A 17,939-nucleotide genomic window follows, 5' to 3' on the forward strand; every position below is an offset into this window, starting at 1 on the left:
GGTCGTTAACAATCAATGGTGTTTATGTAGCGCTCGTCGAGACTCCGCCCTCGCCCCCGGCAGGGCGGCGAGCGTTCCGTCGCCCAGGTGACTACTCCGTCTCCTGGTCGGCGATGGTGGCGGCGACGAGGTTCCGCATCCCCCGCCGCAGACGGCCGCTCATCGCCGTCGACGAGAGGCCGATCTCCTCGGCCACCTCGCTGAGCGAGATGTCGCGCGGTTCGCTGAAGTAGCCCTTCTCGTAGGCGAGTTGCAGCGCCGCCTTCTGTTCGGTCGTCAGGCCGAACGAGCGGTCGCCGGAGGCGTCCTCGTTGCCGTATATCTCCACGATGTCGAGCGTGATGTCGTTCTCGGTCGCGTACGTCCAGACGGCGTTGAGCGCCTCCCGGTCGGGCAGGAGGAGACGGACGAGCCAGCCGTTGCCCCGCGTCTCCGTGTGGACGAGGTAACCGTTCGCCCGCGTGACCGCGGTGCTGATGAGCTTCGTCTCCGGGGTGTGCTCGATGTAGTAGATGCCCGTCCCGTCGGTCCAGTCGACGAGTTCGTAGTCGTGGACCGTCTCGTCGGCCTCGAAGGCGGCCTCGAGTGCCGCCCGGTCGTCGTACTCGACGAGGAACGGGAAGACGGTCATCCCGGGGCTGGTCGTTCCCTGCGTGATGACGCGTATCCGGACGTCGTCGAGGGTCCGCAGGGTCGGGACGAGCGCCATGCGGTCGTGTTTGACGTGGACTTTCGCTGTGATGGACATGGGGGCGTGGCCTCCGCCGCTGACGCGCCGTCGCGTCGGGCGGACCGGTCTGTCAGGAGAGTAACCCCGGGTGATAAATAACGTTTACATACACTGGTGGGGGACGGCCACCGACATCTCGCCGGACCCCTCATATAATCGACTTCCGGGGCGGGCGCCTCGACGGGACACTGCCGACGGCGACTCAAATGAACCACGCGCCTTCGTCGGCGAGCTACAGCACAGGACGGAGCTCGTCTCTCGGGGTGCCGGTCTCAGCGCGAGCCGGGCCACGCCGGAGACGCGCGGCGAGCGGGTGGAGGAGGGAGCGGCGACGGACCCGGCGGCCCAGTTCTCCGACGAACTCGGGCGCCACCCCGCCGGCCAGGCTGACCGAACGGACCGATGACCGACTACGCGCTCCACGAGCCGCCCTACTCGGGGACGCCTCGGCGAGACCGCCGACCACTTCCTCCTGTCTTCCTTCGGGGGCCCGCCGGAGAACTTCGCCGACCTCCAGTTGCCGGTCGTTGACCCGGGCGGGAACCTCAACCTGAACGCGCTGGAGACGGTACACGGTGGCGCACACAGCGTCGGGGCCATCGACGATGTCGACGAGGACACCACCGAGGACGCGAAAACGCTGCTGGAGGGCCTCGCCGACGAGGCGTTCGACCACGACCCCGGCGGATGAGACGAACGTGCTCTCCCCACCGGCCGAGGTACCCGACACTATGGCAAAATTCTGGTAGTTCCGCCGGCGAACGGGTGCGGACACCGACCGGCGGGCGGGCGGCGCACTGTTTCCGGACCCGGAGCGGTCCGGAGTATCGCGGGGTATCGGGTGAGAGACGCACTCACACTGAGTTCTGGCCGAGACGGTTCGACGGGCTGTCGTCGAGACCTTCACGAATTATAACTGCGTCCGAGACTGTTTGCCAGGCTGGAATATAAACCCCTGTACGTGTACGCGCGAGGGGCTTTGGGGCCCAGGACAGTAGGAAGAAGTGAGATGAGTAACGCAAAACGTAGCCATCTTCGACGCAGCGATTCCACGACCAACGACATCTATCTCCCCGCCGTCTCGCTCCCCCCCAACTTCGGGGTCGTCGAGAAGACCGTCACGAAGTTCCTTCGCCGTCACGGTCGCGTGCTGATTCCGGACACCTACAACCGGTAGATCGACCGACGGCCGCGACGGTGATACGCCGCGCTCGACCGACGGCGGCTTCGTGACCGAGCGCCGACGCGTTCCTTCGCGTTCCGACGATCGACTAGCCGGCGGTCCGACACAACGTCGGGTACCTCGTGACGGACACCGCTGTCACCGTCACCACCGTACAGGGGCCCCACCGGCCGTACGAACGTCCTCTGTGTGTAGAGGTACCGTTATACACGGCGGTTACGAACGTTTCCTATGTACTCGCGGATACTCCTGCCGACGGACGGAAGCGACGGCGCGGCGGAGGCGGCCGAGACGGGCCTCGAACTGGCTACCCGGTTCGACGCCTCGGTCCACGCGCTCTCCGTCATCGACGCGCGGTTCGTCGCGTCGGACTACGACCTCGTCGTCGAGGCGGCCGAACGCGACGCCGAACGGGCGCTCGACGCGGTCGACGAACTCGGGAACGAGTACGGTGTCCCCGTCGAGAAGCACCTCCGCCGGGGCGTCCCCGCCGAGGAGATCGTCGACGCCATCGGGGCGTACGACGTCGACCTCGTCGTCATGGGGACCCACGGACGGACCGGTATCGACCGGCTCGTCCACCTCGGGAGCGTCACCGAACGCGTCGTTCGCGCCGCCCCCGTCCACGTGACGACGGTGCCGCTGCACGGGTGAACCGACGACGACCCGTCGCCGGGACCCGTGACGGGGGGTGACGTGACGGCTCGTGGATACTTGTGAGCAGTATTCGTGTCAACCGGTACCATTTACCTGTCACCCCTCACAGGTTCCGGCGGGGTTCGGAGGTTTCCGACCTGATTCCTGTCGACCCCTGACGCATGGTACAAGGACAAGACGCCGCGACACCGTCTGAGAGTTAGTCACCAGCTGGCACGTACGCGGCGTCTCATGACACTGCACCGAGCGTCGGCTCTTTCGAGGCTCCCGTCTACCGGGGCTACCACCAGCCACCCGAGACGCCGCGTTACCACTCCGTGCCAACCCATCGCTTACCCGTCGTCTCCCCGCGAGCCGAAGCGCCCGTGCGAGGAGGGTCGGTCACGTCGGAGCGGTCGGGACGGGCTCGCTCGTCAGCCGTCCTCGGTGAGGTAATCGCGGATACAGCGCCCCTGCGAGTAGGTGAACGTGACCGTCCCGTGGAGGACCGACGGCGTCGAGAGCGGTTCGTCGGGGGCGAACCGCTGGAACCGCGACCCCGACGGGAAGTCGAAGTCGACGCGGTCGACCTCGGCCTCGTACAGTTCGCTGACGAACGGGATGGGCACCTCGACGAGTTCGTTCACCTGTGCGCGGCCGCCCGCCGGGTCCGGGAGCTGTCGGTGTGCGTAGTAGTGGAGGTGGCCGGTGAGCGTGTCGACCTGTTCGTCGCCGACGCTCGCCTCCGCCTCGATGACCGGGTTGCCCGCGACGGAGAGCGTCGAGACCAACTGGCCGTCGTCCTCCGTCCAGTCGCACGTTCCCTCCAGCGCCGGGATACCGCTACTCTCTCGCGTGTAGGCCTGCATCTGCGGCGAGTCGTTCCAGTAGCCCACCCAGAACCGACCGGGGACGGACATCTCGCCCGCCGCCGCGCTGGTCGCACGGCTGTCGTGGTCGGCGACTTCGACGGTCAGGTAGGTGAGGGTGTACGGGTCGAGGTGGCTCGTCTGGTCGGCCGACGGCACCCGGTACATGTTCATCTGGACGAGGTTGTTCGGGTGGGGTTCGAGTCCGGGCGGGAGCGCCGCCTCGAGGGCCTCGGGGTCGGCCTCGTAGCCGACGATGAGCATCCGCGCGTTCTTGATCAACTGTGGCGCCGGGACGTGTTCACCCTCGGGCATTCCGGTGTACGCCTCGGGGTCGAACGGTGTTTCACTCATGGTCGTTGGATAGGACGGAAGGTCACTTGTTCGCGTCGACGCCGACGGCTGCGGGGGTGAAGACGTCGGGGAGCGGTTCGTCTCGGACACCCCGGACGTCGTCGAGGACGGGTTTCAGGTACGCTCGGAACAGCTTCTCGACATCCGCGTCGACGACCGCCCGATACTCCTCCCACCACTCCTCGCTGGCGAATGGTTCCTCGGTCATGATATTCGTCCTCCCCCGTCAGATGCGACGTGCGAGGCATCGCACTGGCAGAAGGAACGAACTGTTTCACACGAACGATGATAAAGGTCCCGTCGCGAGAGGCGAGGTCAGTCCATGTAGTCGTCCCCCATCCGCTGGCCCCGTGCGACGAGTCGCCGACCGGCCGCGAGGCGTGACGCCGCCCAGTCACGGAGCGACCCGACGACGTCGCTCCCGTCGAGCGTCGCCGCGAGTTCGACGCCGTCGGCGGCGGCCTTCGCCGTCCCGGCGGCGGTGTGCGGTCGGGCGACGAACGCGGCGTCCCCCAGCAGGCAGACGCGGCCGAACGCCATCTCGGGGACCGTGAGGTCGTATATCGTCTGAACGAACGGTCGGTCAGTACCCGCCACGAGGTCCGCGAACACGGCCGGGAGCCGTTCGTCGACGTCCGTCCGCAATCCGTCCACCACGTCGACCCTGAGGTCGCCCGGGGCGACCGAGAACGTCCGCTGGCGGCCGTCGGCGTCCGTGAGGAGTCGCGCTCGCTCCGCCCTCTCGAGGTCATCGTACCAGACCCAGTTGAGCCGACGCCGGCCGGTCGCGGTCTCCCCGTCGGGCCCGGGGATGAGGTAGGCCAGAATCAGGCCGTCGGGTCCCTGATAGAAGGTGAACGTGTCCTCGAACTGTTCGCGGACGCCGGGGCGAACGGCGGCTTCGGGGGTGACGCCCCGCCAGGCGACGTAGCCGGCGTCCTCGGGCTCGACGTCGGGGAGGAGGGCCTCGCGGGTCGCCGACCGCCCGCCCTCGGCCACGACGGCGAGGTCCGCCTCGACCGCGTCGCCCTCCTCGAAGCGGACCGTGACCGTCCCGTCGTGGACGTCGACTCCGGCGGTCGTCCGTCCCGAGTGGTAGCGGTCGTCGGGGAACGACTCGCGGAGGCACCGGTAGACGGCGTCCCACGACGTGAATGTCATCGCCTCCTCGTACCCTCGCTCGACGGTCCCGTTCCGGTCGAGGTACTCGCGCCGCGACGTCGTGGTCGTGATGTGCTCGGGGGTCGTTCCGTGGTCCCGCAGGACGTCGAGCATCAGGGGCTGGGCGACGATACCCGCCCCACGGCTTCGCAGTTCGACGTCCGACCGCTCGAAGACGGCGACCTCGTGCCCGGCCGCGCGGAGGGCGAGGCCGGTGAACAGCCCGCCCATCGAACCGCCGGAGACGGCGATACGGAGTTCGTTCGGGTCCGACGTACGCCTCATGGGTTCGAGCGTCCCTACGTCGGTCACGACTAAAACCCCGGACGGTCCGGGAGCGCCGCAGGACGTCGTCGACCATAGTCGAGTTCGAACGTGACACGACGCCGCTTCGTCAGGCACCTGTCGTAACGTGTCACGAGCGGACAAAAAGAGGTATAACATCCCATCCCATAGTACCTGAAGAGGACTGTAGTGTTCCAGAGGTACTACAGGCGCGAAGTCACCGACCCGATGGCGGGCCTGCGTTCTCGGAGTCGTGTGACGGGCAGACCGGGGGAGACGTCTCCCGTACCGCCCGTGCGAGTGTTCGACGACGGGCCCCGTGTGACTTCCGAACCTCATCCCCACCTGTGTTCCTCGACGGCGTCGCACCACACACGAGACGGTCGCGCCGTCGGAACGGTATTGTGTCTTCGAGCCTCTACAGTACACTGACGTCCCCGCCGCACCGACGCTACCGAACGAACGGTCAGCGGTCTGTGTGACGAACCGTGCAGTCGACTGTGTGATGTCGAGCGCGGGCGGCGGAGTTAACAAACGAACTCCATTCGAGTAATAACGTTTCTAGTAAACAGGCGGGTTCCTAACAGCTCGATTAATACGTCTCGGACGGCTAGCTCGAGATATGACAGACGAGGCTCCCGGTTCCGATACGGCACCATCCGGGAGGGGGGCGGCGCAGTCTTCCGGCGGTCGTGACCCCCGTCGCGGCCGCAGGCAGGACGCCGACGGCGAGCACCACTCGTCGCGCGGGGGCCCTCCCGAGGGTAGTCTCGACGACGAGACGGCCGTCGAGTTGACGGTACCCGGCATGGACTGCGCGTCCTGTGCGAAGAAAGTCGAAGCGAGCGTTCGACAGCTCGAGGGAATCGACTCGGTCGACCCACAGGTGACGAGTGGGCGACTGCTCGTCGGCTACGACGAGTCCGAGACCGACGCCGACGCCATCAGCGACCGCGTCGAGAAAGCGGGGTACACGGTCGAGGCGAGTAGCGGACCGCGGACGGCCCAGTTCGACGTCCCGGACATGGACTGTGCCTCGTGTGCCGGGAAGGTCGAGAACGCCCTCGGGTCGGTTCGCGGTGTCAGGCGGTACGAGACGCGGCCGACGAGCGGGACCGTCCGGGTCGAGTTCGACGAGCGGACCGTCTCACGTCGTCGACTCGTCGACGCCATCGAGGACGCGGGGTACGCCGTGACGAACGCCGAGGAGGACGACGCGGCAGGGGTGGGCCGGCCGGACAGCGTCTGGCGAAGCCAGCGGGCCGTCAAGACGTGGATCAGCGGGGCGTTCGTCGGCCTCGGCCTCCTCTTCGAGTTCGTCCTTCGAGGACCGAACGTCGAGGTACTGGGCGTCCTCGGTCGAGAGGTACTCCTCGCGGACGTACTCTTCCTGGTCGCGGTCGCGGTCGGTGGCCAGACCATCGTCCGCAACGGCTACTACTCCGCACGTAACTGGAACCTCGACATCGACCTCCTGATGAGCGGTGCGATCGTCGGCGCGCTCGTCGCGAGCCTGGGCTTCGGCGCAGCGCTGTACTTCGAGGCCGCGACGCTCGCGTTCCTGTTCAGCGTCGCCGAGTTGCTCGAACGCTACTCGATGGACAGGACCCGCGACTCCCTCCGCGAACTGATGGACCTCTCACCCGACGAGGCGACGGTCCGTCGCGATGGAACCGAGGTGACCGTTCCGGTCGACGACGTCCGGGTCGGCGAGGTCGTCCTCGTCCGCCCGGGCGAGAACGTCCCGATGGACGGCGAGGTCGTCAACGGCGAGAGCGCGGTCAACCAGGCGCCCATCACGGGCGAGTCCGTCCCCGTCGACAAGACGACCGGCGACGAGGTGTACGCCGGAACCGTCAACGAAGGGGGGTACCTCGAGGTGAAGGTGACCAGCGAGGCGAGCGACAACACCATCTCGCGGGTGGTCTCGATGGTCGAGGACGCCCAGTCCAACAAGACCGACCGCGAGCAGTTCGTCGAGCGGTTCGCGCACTACTACACGCCCGCCGTCGTCAGCGTCGCGCTCGCAGCGATGGTGATTCCGCCGCTCGCGTTCGGTGCGGACTGGGTGACGTGGTTCGTCCGCGGGCTGACGCTCATCGTCCTCGCCTGTCCGTGTGCGTTCGTCATCTCGACGCCCGTCTCGGTCGTCTCGGGTATCACCAGCGCCGCGAAGAACGGCGTCCTCATCAAGGGCGGCGACCACCTCGAAGCGATGGGCGAGGTCGACGCCGTGGCCCTCGACAAGACGGGCACCCTCACGAAGGGGGAACTCGTCGTCACCGACGTCGTCCCGCTCAACGACAACACCGAGGAGGACGTGTTACGGTGTGCGCGCGGCCTCGAGACCCGGTCGGAACACCCCATCGGCGAGGCCATCGTCGCACAGGCCGACGACCGCGGCGTCGACGACCGCGAGGTCGACGGCTTCGAGAGCATCACCGGCAAGGGCGTCCGGGCGGACCTCGACGGGACACCCCACTTCGCCGGCAAACCGGGCCTGTTCGAGGAACTGGGCTTCGACCTCTCGCACGTTCACGCGACGACCGAAGGGGGAACGGTCACGACGACGAGCCGGCACCTCTGCGAGCGCAACGACTGCGTCGACCTGCTCGAGGGGACGGTCCCAAGGCTCCAGTCGGAGGGCAAGACCGTCGTGCTGGTCGGGACCGACGACGAACTGGAGGGCGTCATCGCCGTCGCCGACGAGCTCCGTCCCGACGCCGCTGCGATGGTCGAACGACTCCACGACCTCGGCGTCGCACACGTCGTCATGCTCACCGGCGACAACGAACGGACCGCGAACGCCATCGCCGAGCAGGTCGGCGTCGACGACGTGCGCGCGGAACTCCTCCCCGAGGAGAAGGTCGACGCGGTCGAGGCGCTCCAGCGCGAGTACGGCACCGTCGCGATGGTCGGTGACGGCATCAACGACGCGCCCGCGCTCGCGACCGCCGACGTCGGCGTCGCGATGGGGGCGGCCGGGACCGACACCGCCCTCGAAACCGCCGACATCGCGTTGATGGGCGACGACCTCTCGCGACTGCCGTACCTCTACGACCTCTCGCACCGGGCCAACGGGGTCATCCGGCAGAACATCTGGACGAGCCTCGGGGCGAAAGCGGTGCTCGCCGTCGCCGTCCCGTTCGGCCTGCCCATCTGGGCGGCCGTGCTGTTCGGCGACGCCGGGATGACCGTCGGCGTCACCGGGAACGCGATGCGGCTGTCGCGGGTTCGCGCCACGCCCGGTGAGTCGCCCTGATCCCAGCGGCCCGGTTCGCGGGGACCAGTGTGTTATACAACGTCCAGGGACGTCCGGAGACGTATGCAGGAGTTCCCGGTGCGCGACCTCAGCGCGCGAGCGAACAGCCGTATCGTCAAGTCGGCGGTCACCCCCCGTCCCATCGGGTGGGTGAGTACGACGAGCGTCGAGGGAGTGGACAACCTCGCCCCGTTCAGCTGTTACAACTACGTCTCGTCCGAACGGCCCGTGCTGATGTTCAGCGCGAACGCCCGTGACACCGGTGAGCGGAAAGACACCGCCAGGAACGCGCTCGAGACCGGGGCGTTCGTTGTCAACGTCGTCACCGAAGGGGTCGCAGAGCAGATGGACCGGACCTCGGCGGACCTCCCGCCGGACGAGAGCGAGTTCGACGCCTTCGGCGTCGAGCGGGCACCGTCGACGCACGTCACGCCGCCCCGCGTCGCGGACGCCGTCATCAACATCGAGTGTACGTACCGGGAGTCCGTCGAGATACACGACCGCACGGTCGTCTTCGGGGACGTCGAGACGTTTCACGTTTCGGAGGCGGTGCTGGTCGACGGCGACCTCTCGATGGAGGCGCTCGACACGGTCGGTCGCCTCGGCGGACCGTACTACACGAGCATCGACCGGATGGAGCTGACCAGGCAGTTCTGAGTCGGGAAGAATCGCCTATCAATTGTCTCTCCGGTGGACCATCGCCGCCGTTCGCGTCGCCTGGCGTGCTTCGGCCGGGGGCAGCGCGCCCCCAGACATCGGCAGGGTTCTTACCCGAGTCGGGAGGAGTCCGATGTATGCCGGACCCATCCACGCTCCCCCGTCCGATCGGCAGCGAACGCGTCACCGGGATGCGCGAGTCCGTCATCCGGGAGATGACGCGCGAGGCGCACCGACACGACGCCATCAACCTCGCGCAGGGGATACCCGACGAGGACGAGACCCCGCACCGGGTGAAACAGGCCGCGAAGGACGCGATCGACACGTCGAGTCAGTACACGATAACCTGGGGCCTCCCGGAACTCCGCGAGGCGGTCTCGGGACGCTACGCCGACTGGAAGGGCGTCTCGTACGACCCGGTCACCGAGGTCACCGTCACCACCGGGACGAGCGAAGCGGTCGTCGCCACGCTCCTCTCGCTCTGTGACCCCGGCGACGGCGTCATCTACTTCGAACCGACCTACGAGAGCTACATCCCCGCCGTCCAGTTCGCGGGGGGCCGTCCCGTCCCGCTCGACATCACGGACGGTCTCGAAGTGGACGCGGAGGCGCTCCGTGGCGCCGCGACGGAGGCCTCCCTCCTGCTCCTCAACCATCCCCATAACCCGACGGGGACGGTCTTCACGCCGAGCGAACTCGAGGTGATCGCCGAGGTCGCGGTCGCGGAGGACCTCGTCGTCGTCACGGACGAGATCTACGAGCACATCGTCTACACGGACGACTACGTCAGTCCCGTCGAAGTCGACGGCCTCGCCGAGCGGACGGTCGTCTGTACGGGTCTCTCCAAGACCTACTCCGTGACCGGGTGGCGCGTCGGGTTCGCGCTCGCACCCGAACCCCTCTCCGCCGAACTCCGCAAGGTCCACGACTACACGAGCATCTGTGCTCCGACCCCCTTCCAGGTGGCCGGCGTCGAGGCGCTCTCGCTCCCCGACGGGTACTACGCCGACCTCGCGGCGTCGTACGAGCGCCGGCGAGACACGCTGTACGACGGCCTCCGGGACGTCGGCCTGGACCCCGTCGAACCGGACGGCGCGTACTACATGCTCACGCGCTACCCCGGCGACGTCGACGACACCGAGTTCGCGCTCCGCCTCGTTCGAGAGGCGGGCGTCGCGGTCGTCCCCGGGAGCAGTTTCTACACGGACGGGACCGCGGACTGGGTCCGCTTCACCTTCTCGCGGAACGAGGCCACCATCGAGGAGGCGCTCGCCCGCCTCGACGAACACCGCTTCTGGTAGTCGTCCTTCCCCGGTCGAGGAGTCCGCTCCCCCACTGCTAACTGGGCGGGGCGCGAACCCCCGTTCGATGCGTGTCGCAGCTTTCAGCGAACTCACCGGCCCGGACGGCGTCTCGATAATCGACAGACCGACCCCCGACCCCGGACCCCGAGAGGCGGTCGTCGACGTCGAGGCGTGTGCGATCAACCGTCACGACCTCTGGATCCTCGAGGGTGACTCCGCGATGGTCGAGACGGACGACCTGCCGTTCGTCAGCGGTCTCGACGTCGCCGGGACCGTCCGGGCCGTCGGCGAGGGCGTCACCGGTGTTCGGGAGGGCGACCGGGTGGTACTCTGCCCGAACGAGACGTGCGGGACGTGTCGCTACTGCCGAGAGGGTCCGGAGAACCTCTGCGAGAACTTCTCGCTCTACCACGGCGGGCTGGCCGAGGTCGCCCGCGTCCGGGGCGACCGCCTGGTCACGCTTCCCGACGACATCGAAACGACGGCGGCCGCCGCGCTCCCGACGGCCTACACGACCGCGTACCACATGCTCCGCCGCGTCGAGGCCGGGCCGGCCGACCTCGTGTTCGTCCCGGGCGCGACCGGCGGCGTCGGCGTCGCCGGGGTGCAACTGGCGGCGACGTTCGGTGCACACAGCGTCGGGACGTCGTCCTCGCGGGAGAAACTCGACCGCCTCGAATCGCTCGGCCTCGACCACGCCATCGAGAGCACCGACCCGGACGAGATCCGGGACGCGGTCGCCGACATCGGACCGGTCGACGGCGTGCTCAACCACCTCGGTGGCGCGTACACCCAGGTCGGTCTGGACGTCCTGCGACGCGGCGGCCGGATGGCGGTCTGCGGCCGGACGGCCGGTGGGACCTCCGAGGTCGACATCCCCGACCTCTTCCTCGGCCACAAGCGCGTCGTCGGGAGTACGATGGGGACGCAGGGCGACCTGGAGCGACTCGTCGGCCTCGTCGCCGACGGCGCGCTCGTGCCGGAGGTCGACGGGACCTACCCGCTCGAGGAGACCGGTGCGGCGTTCGCGGCGATGCAGGACCGCGAGAGCGTCGGTAAACTCGTCGTAACCCCGTAGGGCGCTCCCTGTCGAAATGGGTTCTCGCGGGTTCTCCGGATGCACTAAAGGGATGACACGTCCGACTACGATGACCCGGACAGTACAGACCGACGTCGTTCCACGCCCTGTCACGGTGACGAACTGCTACGGGGATGCAAACCAAATCCCCCGATATAATGACTGTTGGATTATTCGTTTCGCAGTGTCCACTATTAGTGTGTGGTTATAGAGCGTACTACCGACATATATTAGACTTCCTCGGCCGTGGGCAATCTCACACCGTACTTGTGTATAATATATACAATAGTGTACTACACCCACAAATATCGTGCGCGCACCATTACACGTAGAAGCAGACTGCTGAGAGATAGATTCCACGGTCTATTTCATTGGTAATGCACAGGTCGTGGCCTCGGTCGAGGTCACGACGCGAAGTAGTGATCGGTACTAGTGACCGGTGGTGAATCACCGATTCAACCGATATTCGACCCGAAGAACGGATATACGGTCGGGGTGTTCATCGGAATCTGTCGACACCGCCTCCGGGGACTTCGTCGTCTCTCGACCGAGTGAGTATATCAATTTTGAACATGTACATAAATATACGATATACAAGTGAACCGGTATACGTGTGCGTTTCATCAGATAATATTGTGAGTAATGTACATGTATGACCCTATCTGTTCAGCGCATCCCGATTCACGAACCCGTGCGGTTCCCCGGCCTCCAGGAACCGCACGACGTTCTCGGCGGCCTTGCGTCGCACCTCGTCGAGCGAGCGTTCGGAGTACCACGCGACGTGGGGCGTCACCACGACCGAGTCCAGTTCGAACAGCGGCGACGACTCGACCGGTTCGTCGACCATGACGTCGAGGCCGGCCCCGCCCAGTTCTCCCTCCCTGAGAGCGTCGTTCAGCGCCGTCTCGTCGACCAGCGGGCCGCGAGCGGTGTTGACGAGGACGGCATCCTTACGCATCCGTGCGAACGCGTCGGCGTCGAACAGGTGTCGCGTCTCGTCGACCAGCGGGGCGTGAACCGAGACGATGTCGGACTCGGCCAGCAGCGTCTCGAAGTCGACCCGTTCGACCGGTTCGTCGGCGATATCGCCGGCGTCGAGGTACGGGTCGTAGACGAGGTACTCGAAGTCGAACCCCCGCGCTAGTCGCACGACGGCCCGGGGTATCTTGCCGTACGCCACGAAACCGACCGTCTTGCCGACTACCGGTTCGATCGGCGTGGCGACCTTCCAGTCCCAGGTCCCGGATTCGACGGCCGCGGTGTACTGGGCCGTCTCGCGTACCACGGTGAGTAACAGCGCGAGCACGTGTGTCGCGACCTCTTCCTCGCAGTACGAGGGGACGTTCGTGACGGCGACCTCGCGCCCCGTCGCCGCCTCGACGTCGACGTTGTCGACACCGATGCCGTACCGCGAGACGACGACCAGGTCGTCCAGCGCGTCGAGCACCGCGGCGGTCACGTCGGCGTACTCGACCAGCAGTGCGTCGGCACCGCGCGCCAGTTCGACGAGCTCCGCGGGGCTCTCTGCGTGCCCCACGACCACGTCCGCGTCGACAGCGTCGAACACCGCTCGCTCCACCTCCGCGTCCGGGTAGTCGGCCTGCGATATCGCTATCTGGTACGTCATGGCGTAGGAAGTGACTCGCGGGGGCAAAAAACGTCGGGGCGGGCGGCGAGTGGACGAGGGTGAGACGGCGGGTCCGTGAACGATTTGCCGTCCGCACCGACTGCGTATCGAAGGCAGAGACCCCCCGTGGTGAGGGAGAGACGAACGCACAGCGGACGCGGAGCGACTCCGACGGGGTGGTCGAGGACCCCTCTCGTTCTCTCCTACCGAACGAACGTCGGCCGTTGAGAGCCCGTTGGTTCGTTTGCATAACGGCTATATGTTTGTTATTCGAACCCGCCAAGGTCGATACGCTCACGGAATGGGAGCGGGCGAGCGTGTCGTCGAAGGAGGAGCCTCGAATCGTCTCAGCGCCGACCCTGTCCAGCGGTCGTTCACGGGCGCGTTCCGATTCCTCGCCTTGGGACCGCCGACATCTCCCTGGACGGTCTATTCTGTAATAGAGAACGGGCGTCTTCGTACGAGTGCCTGTCACGTTCGCGCTGTCGTGTGGTCGAAGACGCCGATTGACGACGGTCCGTGACCTCTCTTCCGTTCGGGCTCTCGGAACCCCGCCTTCGGTGAGGACGCGACCCCCTCCCCCCGCAGTCCGTTCCGTATCGCAGAACACCCCGTCAGTAGTTGATGTTGAGTTCGATGACGTTGGCCGCGCTGAGGACGCGCTCGGGGAGGCTGCCGTGGAGGTCCTCGTCGCCGATTCGACTCGCGGGCGCGGAGACGCTGATGGCGCCGCTGACCACGCCCGAGGGGCCCCTCACCGGCGCGGCGACACACCGGAGCCCCTCGAGTCGCTCGCCGTCGTCTATCGCGTAGCCTCGTTCGCGGACGTCGGCCAGCGTGTCGTTCAACTCCTCGCGAGTCCCGACGCTGTGGGGCGTCTTGGGTGCGAGTCCGCGCCGGTCGACGATCTCCTCGACACGTTCCTCGGGCAGGTGTGCGAGTATCGCCTTCCCGAGCGCGGTGATGTGGAGCGGCGTCCGGAGGCCGGCGTACGTGTCGAGGTCGACGGCCTCCTCGCCCTTCGAACGCATCAGGTAGACGCCCATCCCCTGCTCCTCCACGAGCAGGTTGGCGAGCTCGCCGGTCTCGTCGGCCAGCGCCTTCACCTCCGGCTCGGCGACCTGGTAGAACTCCATGGACTTGCGGGTCGAACCGCCCACCTCCAGGAACTTCAGTCCGAGCCGATACTCGTCGCCGGCCTTGACGACGTATCCGTGCTCCCGGAGCGTCGTCAGGTGGTTGTGGACGGTGCTCTTGCTCGTCTCGAGGGCGTCCGCGAGTTCCGTGACGCCGCTCGGCCCTCGGTCCATCAGCTCCTCGACCAGCGTGAGCGTCTTCTCGGTCGCCCGCACCGGGTGTTTCGCGTCCATGCGAGTGGGTTCCTCGGAGCACCCACATAAGTGTTCTCGATGGCAGAACGCGGCCAACGGTCACCCCGGTCGGCGGCTCGCGCGGGAAGCGACGGCACACCCCGTGGACCGGAGCGCCACGCCCGACGTCTATAGCGCCGTCGCGAGTCGGCACAGGTCCGGGACGTCGATTCCTCGACTGGCGCGTCGGACGTCGCGGTCGCTCACGCCCGGCGTTCCGTGTTCACACGGCGTTCGAGAGGTGGTACCAGCCGAGGGTTCTCGATGATAGAACGCCCTCGACGGTCGACCCTGTCGATGGGGGTCGTGACGCGTCGGTCTTCGCGGAGCGAAACGCGGGGGCGTCAGGACGACGCGACCGACCGCGAGTCCCTGCTCGTCGACGGCGGCGAGCGAGGTCGTGACGCGTCCGGGGCCGGTCCGGGCGGGTGGTCCGGGAACCGGACGGGGACGACTGGTGCCCTACTCGTAGGTGTGGACGCTCCCGGTCTTGTTCGCCTCGACGTAGTCCCAGTCGTACTCGACGCCGAGTCCGGGGTCGTCGGGGACCGGCACCGTCCCGTCCTCGTCGACGGTGTCGAACATGTCGGAGTACGCACCCCGGTACACCGGCGGCTGGGTGTTCCGTGCCTCCGGGTGGACGAGCGCGAGTTCGTAGTAGTTCGCGTTGCGCGTGGCGGCGATACAGTGGCGCTGGGCGGGGCCGGGCGCGTGGAACTCGACGTCGAGGCCGAACCCCTCCGCGACGCGCGCTATCTTCATCGCGCCCGTGATACCGGCGTCGTACTCCGGGTCCGCGCGGACGAAGTCGGTCGCGTCGTTGGCGATGAAGTCCGTGTGCGGTTCGAGTCCCCTGACGTGTTCGGTCTGGAGGACCGGCGTGTCGATCATGTCGCGGAGCTTCCGATGGGCGTGCTGGGAGATGCCGCCGTCCCTGTAGGGGTCCTCGTACCAGAGGTAGTCGTACTCGTCGCACGCGCGACCGACCTTCAGCGCGTCCGCGAACGTCTCCAGTTCGCAGGCGGGGTCCGACATCAGGTCCATCTCGTCGCCCACCCGCTCGCCGACGGCGCGTATCGTCGCGACCTCCCGCTGGACGTCGCGCGCGTCGTCGCTCCCGCCCCACCCGTGTATCTTGAACCCGGGGTAGCCCGCCGCCAGACACTCCTCGGCGAAGTCGGCGTACGCTTCCGGCGAGTCCAGGCCGCCGTGGTCGTCGGCGTGGTAGGTCGAGGCGTACGCCGGGAGGCGCCTGCGGTACGTCCCGAGGAGTTCGTGGACCGGTGCGTCGTAGTACTTGCCCGCGAAGTCCCACAGGGCGATGTCGAGCGGTCCGATGCCCATGCGGTCGTACTTCCTGAGCGCCCGCTTGACCTCGCTCCAGTGTCGCTCGCGGTCGAGCGGGTTCCTCCCGACGAGGTAGTCGGCGAACGTGTTGAGCTGCGCCGCCGCCGGGGAGTTCCCGCCGACGTACTCGCCGGTGATTCCCACGTCGGTGTGGACCTTCAGCGCGAACAGTTTCCGGTGGGTCGTCGTCCCCGGTTCGTACGCGAGGTTGAACCCGTTCCCGTCGGTGCCGACGTCCTCGAGCGGGTACCGGAACTCGGTGCTCTCGATTCGCGTGATTGTCGGTGCCATACCTCGGCCATCACGGTGGGTCCTAATAAACGCTGGTGGGTTCGCAGGCGTCGTCGTCCCCACGGGGGCTCGGCGGCGGGGTGTTCCCTCTTCGTCGAGACGGAACGAGTCGAGCCCGTAGCTTTACCGTGTCGCAGCGAGAGCGTGTCACGCATGAGCGACCACGCGCTCGAAGACAGTGCTGCGCTCGTGACGGGAGCCACCTCGGGAATCGGTCGGGCGACCGCCCTCCGACTGGCGGCCGCGGGAGCCGACGTCGCGCTCGCGGCCCGACGCGAGGAACGGCTCGAAGCCGTCGCCGAGGACGTCCGCGAGACGCACGACCGGGCGGCCATCGTCGTCCCGACCGACGTGCGTGACCGCGGGCAGGTGACGACGGCGGTCGACGAGACCGTCGAGGCGTTCGGCGGGCTGGACGTCGTCGTCGCCAACGCGGGCCTCGGCGTCGACGCCGACGTGGAGGACCTCTCCGTCGAGGAGTACGAACTGATGACCGACGTCAACGTCGACGGGATGTTCTACACCGCACAGGCCGCAGTGCCGCACCTCCGGGAGTCCGACGGTACCCTCGCCTTCGTCGGGAGCTTCGCCGGGAAACACCCGCGGCCCGACGCTCCGGTGTACGCGGCGACGAAGTGGTGGACGCGCGGGTTCGCGCTGAGCCTCGCGGGCGCGGTCGGCGACGACGGCGTCGCCGTCACCGTCGTCAACCCGACGGAGGTGCGGACGGAGTTCGGGTCGGAGTCGGGAGACGCCTTCGAGGAACGCTACGGCCCCGACGAGGCGTCCGAACCGGAGGACGTGGCCGACGCCGTCGTCTTCGCCGCGAAACAGCGGCCGCCGAACTCCGTGAGCGAACTCGACCTCTACCGCCGGGACAAGTTCTCGCACTTCTGACGGACGGGGCCGACGGCGGCACCTCGTGACCGCGACCGACCGCCGGCAACGTCGGCTCGAAGTCGAAGCTATACATACCCGTGCCGCGAGGCCCACACTATGTCCGAAGGACCTGGACTGGCGCGCATCGACGAGGCCACCGCCCCGCTCGTGGGGACGTGGGCGTCGATTCCCGACCCGTCCGCGGTGGAACTGCTCGCGGGGCTGGGGTACGACTTCCTCGCGGTCGACCAGGAGCACTCCCCGATGTCGTACGAGACGATCGGGAACCTGCTCCGCGCGGTGGACGCCGCCCCCGGCGAGACGGAGTCGCTCGTCCGCGTCGCCGACGGCGACCCGACGACGCTGAAACGGACGCTCGACCTCGGCCCGTCGGCGGTGCTCGTCCCGATGGTCGAGACGGCCGAGCAGGCCGCCGAGGTCGTCGAGGCGTGTCGCTACCCGCCGGCCGGCCGGCGCGGACTCGGCGTCGCCCGCGCGTCCGACTACGGTCGCTCGCTCGCCGAACACGTCGAGACGGCCGACGACGCGGTCGTCCGGTACGTCCAGATCGAGACCGAGCGGGCCGTCGAGAACGCCGCGGAGATCGCCGCGGTGCCGGGCGTCGACGGCGTGTTCGTCGGCCCCGTCGACCTCTCGATGTCGATGGGCCGGTTCGGCGAGTGGGACGACGAGGAGTTCGTCGACGCGGTGGGCCACGTCGTCGACGCGGCCCGCGACGCCGGCGTCGCGGTGGGGACGCTCGCGACGAGCGCCGAGGAGCGCGAGGCGCGTCTCGCGTGGGACGTCGACTACCTCGTCGCCGGCGTGGACGTGGTGCACCTCGCCGAGAGCGCGGCGGCGGCGCTCGAGCACTCGCGAGCGGTGACCGACGGCGAGGAGTGAGTC

The 17,939-nt window shown here is 67.6% G+C and carries 16 protein-coding genes; 9 read left to right on the forward strand and 7 right to left on the reverse strand.

What is annotated here, in order from left to right:
• Positions 1 to 91: 91 nt before the first annotated feature.
• Positions 92 to 748 carry a helix-turn-helix domain-containing protein gene (locus P1Y20_RS16375; RefSeq protein ID WP_304449782.1) on the reverse strand — a complete coding sequence of 219 codons (657 nt, stop codon included), beginning with the start codon at positions 746 to 748 and terminating at the stop codon, positions 92 to 94.
• 499 nt (positions 749 to 1,247) lie between these two features.
• Between P1Y20_RS16375 and P1Y20_RS16380 the strand changes: the two genes are divergently transcribed.
• The 3 genes from P1Y20_RS16380 to P1Y20_RS16390 all read left to right on the forward strand — a co-directional run bounded on the left by P1Y20_RS16380 (position 1,248) and on the right by P1Y20_RS16390 (position 2,567).
• On the forward strand, positions 1,248 to 1,421 hold the full coding sequence (locus P1Y20_RS16380) for a hypothetical protein (RefSeq protein ID WP_304449783.1): 174 nt from the start codon (positions 1,248 to 1,250) through the stop codon (positions 1,419 to 1,421).
• A gap of 318 nt (positions 1,422 to 1,739) precedes the next feature.
• Complete coding sequence (locus tag P1Y20_RS16385) at positions 1,740 to 1,907, forward strand: hypothetical protein (protein WP_304449784.1); 168 nt, start codon at positions 1,740 to 1,742, stop codon at positions 1,905 to 1,907.
• A 237-nt stretch (positions 1,908 to 2,144) separates the two neighbouring features.
• On the forward strand, positions 2,145 to 2,567 hold the full coding sequence (locus tag P1Y20_RS16390) for a universal stress protein (protein ID WP_304449785.1): 423 nt from the start codon (positions 2,145 to 2,147) through the stop codon (positions 2,565 to 2,567).
• A gap of 416 nt (positions 2,568 to 2,983) precedes the next feature.
• Here the strand turns inward: P1Y20_RS16390 and P1Y20_RS16395 are convergent, their stop codons facing one another.
• The 3 genes from P1Y20_RS16395 to P1Y20_RS16405 all read right to left on the reverse strand — a co-directional run bounded on the left by P1Y20_RS16395 (position 2,984) and on the right by P1Y20_RS16405 (position 5,218).
• Complete coding sequence (locus P1Y20_RS16395) at positions 2,984 to 3,772, reverse strand: acetoacetate decarboxylase family protein (RefSeq protein WP_304449786.1); 789 nt, start codon at positions 3,770 to 3,772, stop codon at positions 2,984 to 2,986.
• Positions 3,773 to 3,794: 22 nt separating this feature from the next.
• The gene (locus P1Y20_RS16400; protein WP_304449787.1) at positions 3,795 to 3,980 is read right to left on the reverse strand and encodes a hypothetical protein; all 186 of its coding nucleotides are present in this window, start codon (positions 3,978 to 3,980) and stop codon (positions 3,795 to 3,797) included.
• A gap of 107 nt (positions 3,981 to 4,087) precedes the next feature.
• Entirely contained in the window at positions 4,088 to 5,218 is a 1,131-nt protein-coding gene (locus tag P1Y20_RS16405) for an FAD binding domain-containing protein (RefSeq protein WP_304449788.1), read from the reverse strand.
• A gap of 622 nt (positions 5,219 to 5,840) precedes the next feature.
• On the opposite strand from P1Y20_RS16405, the gene P1Y20_RS16410 reads away from it, so the two are divergent.
• The 4 genes from P1Y20_RS16410 to P1Y20_RS16425 all read left to right on the forward strand — a co-directional run bounded on the left by P1Y20_RS16410 (position 5,841) and on the right by P1Y20_RS16425 (position 11,519).
• Positions 5,841 to 8,480, forward strand: a complete 2,640-nt coding sequence (locus P1Y20_RS16410; RefSeq protein WP_304449789.1) for a heavy metal translocating P-type ATPase — start codon at positions 5,841 to 5,843, stop codon at positions 8,478 to 8,480.
• Between the two features lie 63 nt (positions 8,481 to 8,543).
• Positions 8,544 to 9,137 carry a flavin reductase family protein gene (locus tag P1Y20_RS16415; protein ID WP_304449790.1) on the forward strand — a complete coding sequence of 198 codons (594 nt, stop codon included), beginning with the start codon at positions 8,544 to 8,546 and terminating at the stop codon, positions 9,135 to 9,137.
• Positions 9,138 to 9,274: 137 nt separating this feature from the next.
• A complete protein-coding gene (locus P1Y20_RS16420) occupies positions 9,275 to 10,438 on the forward strand; it encodes a pyridoxal phosphate-dependent aminotransferase (RefSeq protein WP_304449791.1) in 1,164 nt (387 codons plus the stop codon).
• 67 nt (positions 10,439 to 10,505) lie between these two features.
• Complete coding sequence (locus tag P1Y20_RS16425; protein WP_304449792.1) at positions 10,506 to 11,519, forward strand: alcohol dehydrogenase catalytic domain-containing protein; 1,014 nt, start codon at positions 10,506 to 10,508, stop codon at positions 11,517 to 11,519.
• 658 nt (positions 11,520 to 12,177) lie between these two features.
• Here the strand turns inward: P1Y20_RS16425 and P1Y20_RS16430 are convergent.
• From P1Y20_RS16430 to P1Y20_RS16440, 3 genes are all read right to left on the reverse strand, one after another.
• Positions 12,178 to 13,146: a C-terminal binding protein gene (locus P1Y20_RS16430; RefSeq protein ID WP_304449793.1), complete on the reverse strand. Its 969-nt coding sequence runs from the start codon at positions 13,144 to 13,146 to the stop codon at positions 12,178 to 12,180.
• Between the two features lie 614 nt (positions 13,147 to 13,760).
• On the reverse strand, positions 13,761 to 14,516 hold the full coding sequence (locus P1Y20_RS16435; protein ID WP_304449794.1) for an IclR family transcriptional regulator: 756 nt from the start codon (positions 14,514 to 14,516) through the stop codon (positions 13,761 to 13,763).
• Between the two features lie 462 nt (positions 14,517 to 14,978).
• Complete coding sequence (locus P1Y20_RS16440; RefSeq protein WP_304449795.1) at positions 14,979 to 16,154, reverse strand: enolase C-terminal domain-like protein; 1,176 nt, start codon at positions 16,152 to 16,154, stop codon at positions 14,979 to 14,981.
• 153 nt (positions 16,155 to 16,307) lie between these two features.
• On the opposite strand from P1Y20_RS16440, the gene P1Y20_RS16445 reads away from it, so the two are divergent.
• Both P1Y20_RS16445 and P1Y20_RS16450 read left to right on the forward strand, forming a co-directional pair.
• Positions 16,308 to 17,051: an SDR family oxidoreductase gene (locus tag P1Y20_RS16445; protein WP_304449796.1), complete on the forward strand. Its 744-nt coding sequence runs from the start codon at positions 16,308 to 16,310 to the stop codon at positions 17,049 to 17,051.
• Between the two features lie 99 nt (positions 17,052 to 17,150).
• Positions 17,151 to 17,936, forward strand: coding sequence for an HpcH/HpaI aldolase family protein (locus tag P1Y20_RS16450; RefSeq protein ID WP_304449797.1), 786 nt, complete (start codon positions 17,151 to 17,153; stop codon positions 17,934 to 17,936).
• The last annotated feature ends 3 nt before the right edge of the window (positions 17,937 to 17,939 follow it).

This window comes from Halomarina ordinaria (assembly GCF_030553305.1).
GTDB classification, from domain to species: Archaea; Halobacteriota; Halobacteria; order Halobacteriales; family Haloarculaceae; genus Halomarina; species Halomarina ordinaria.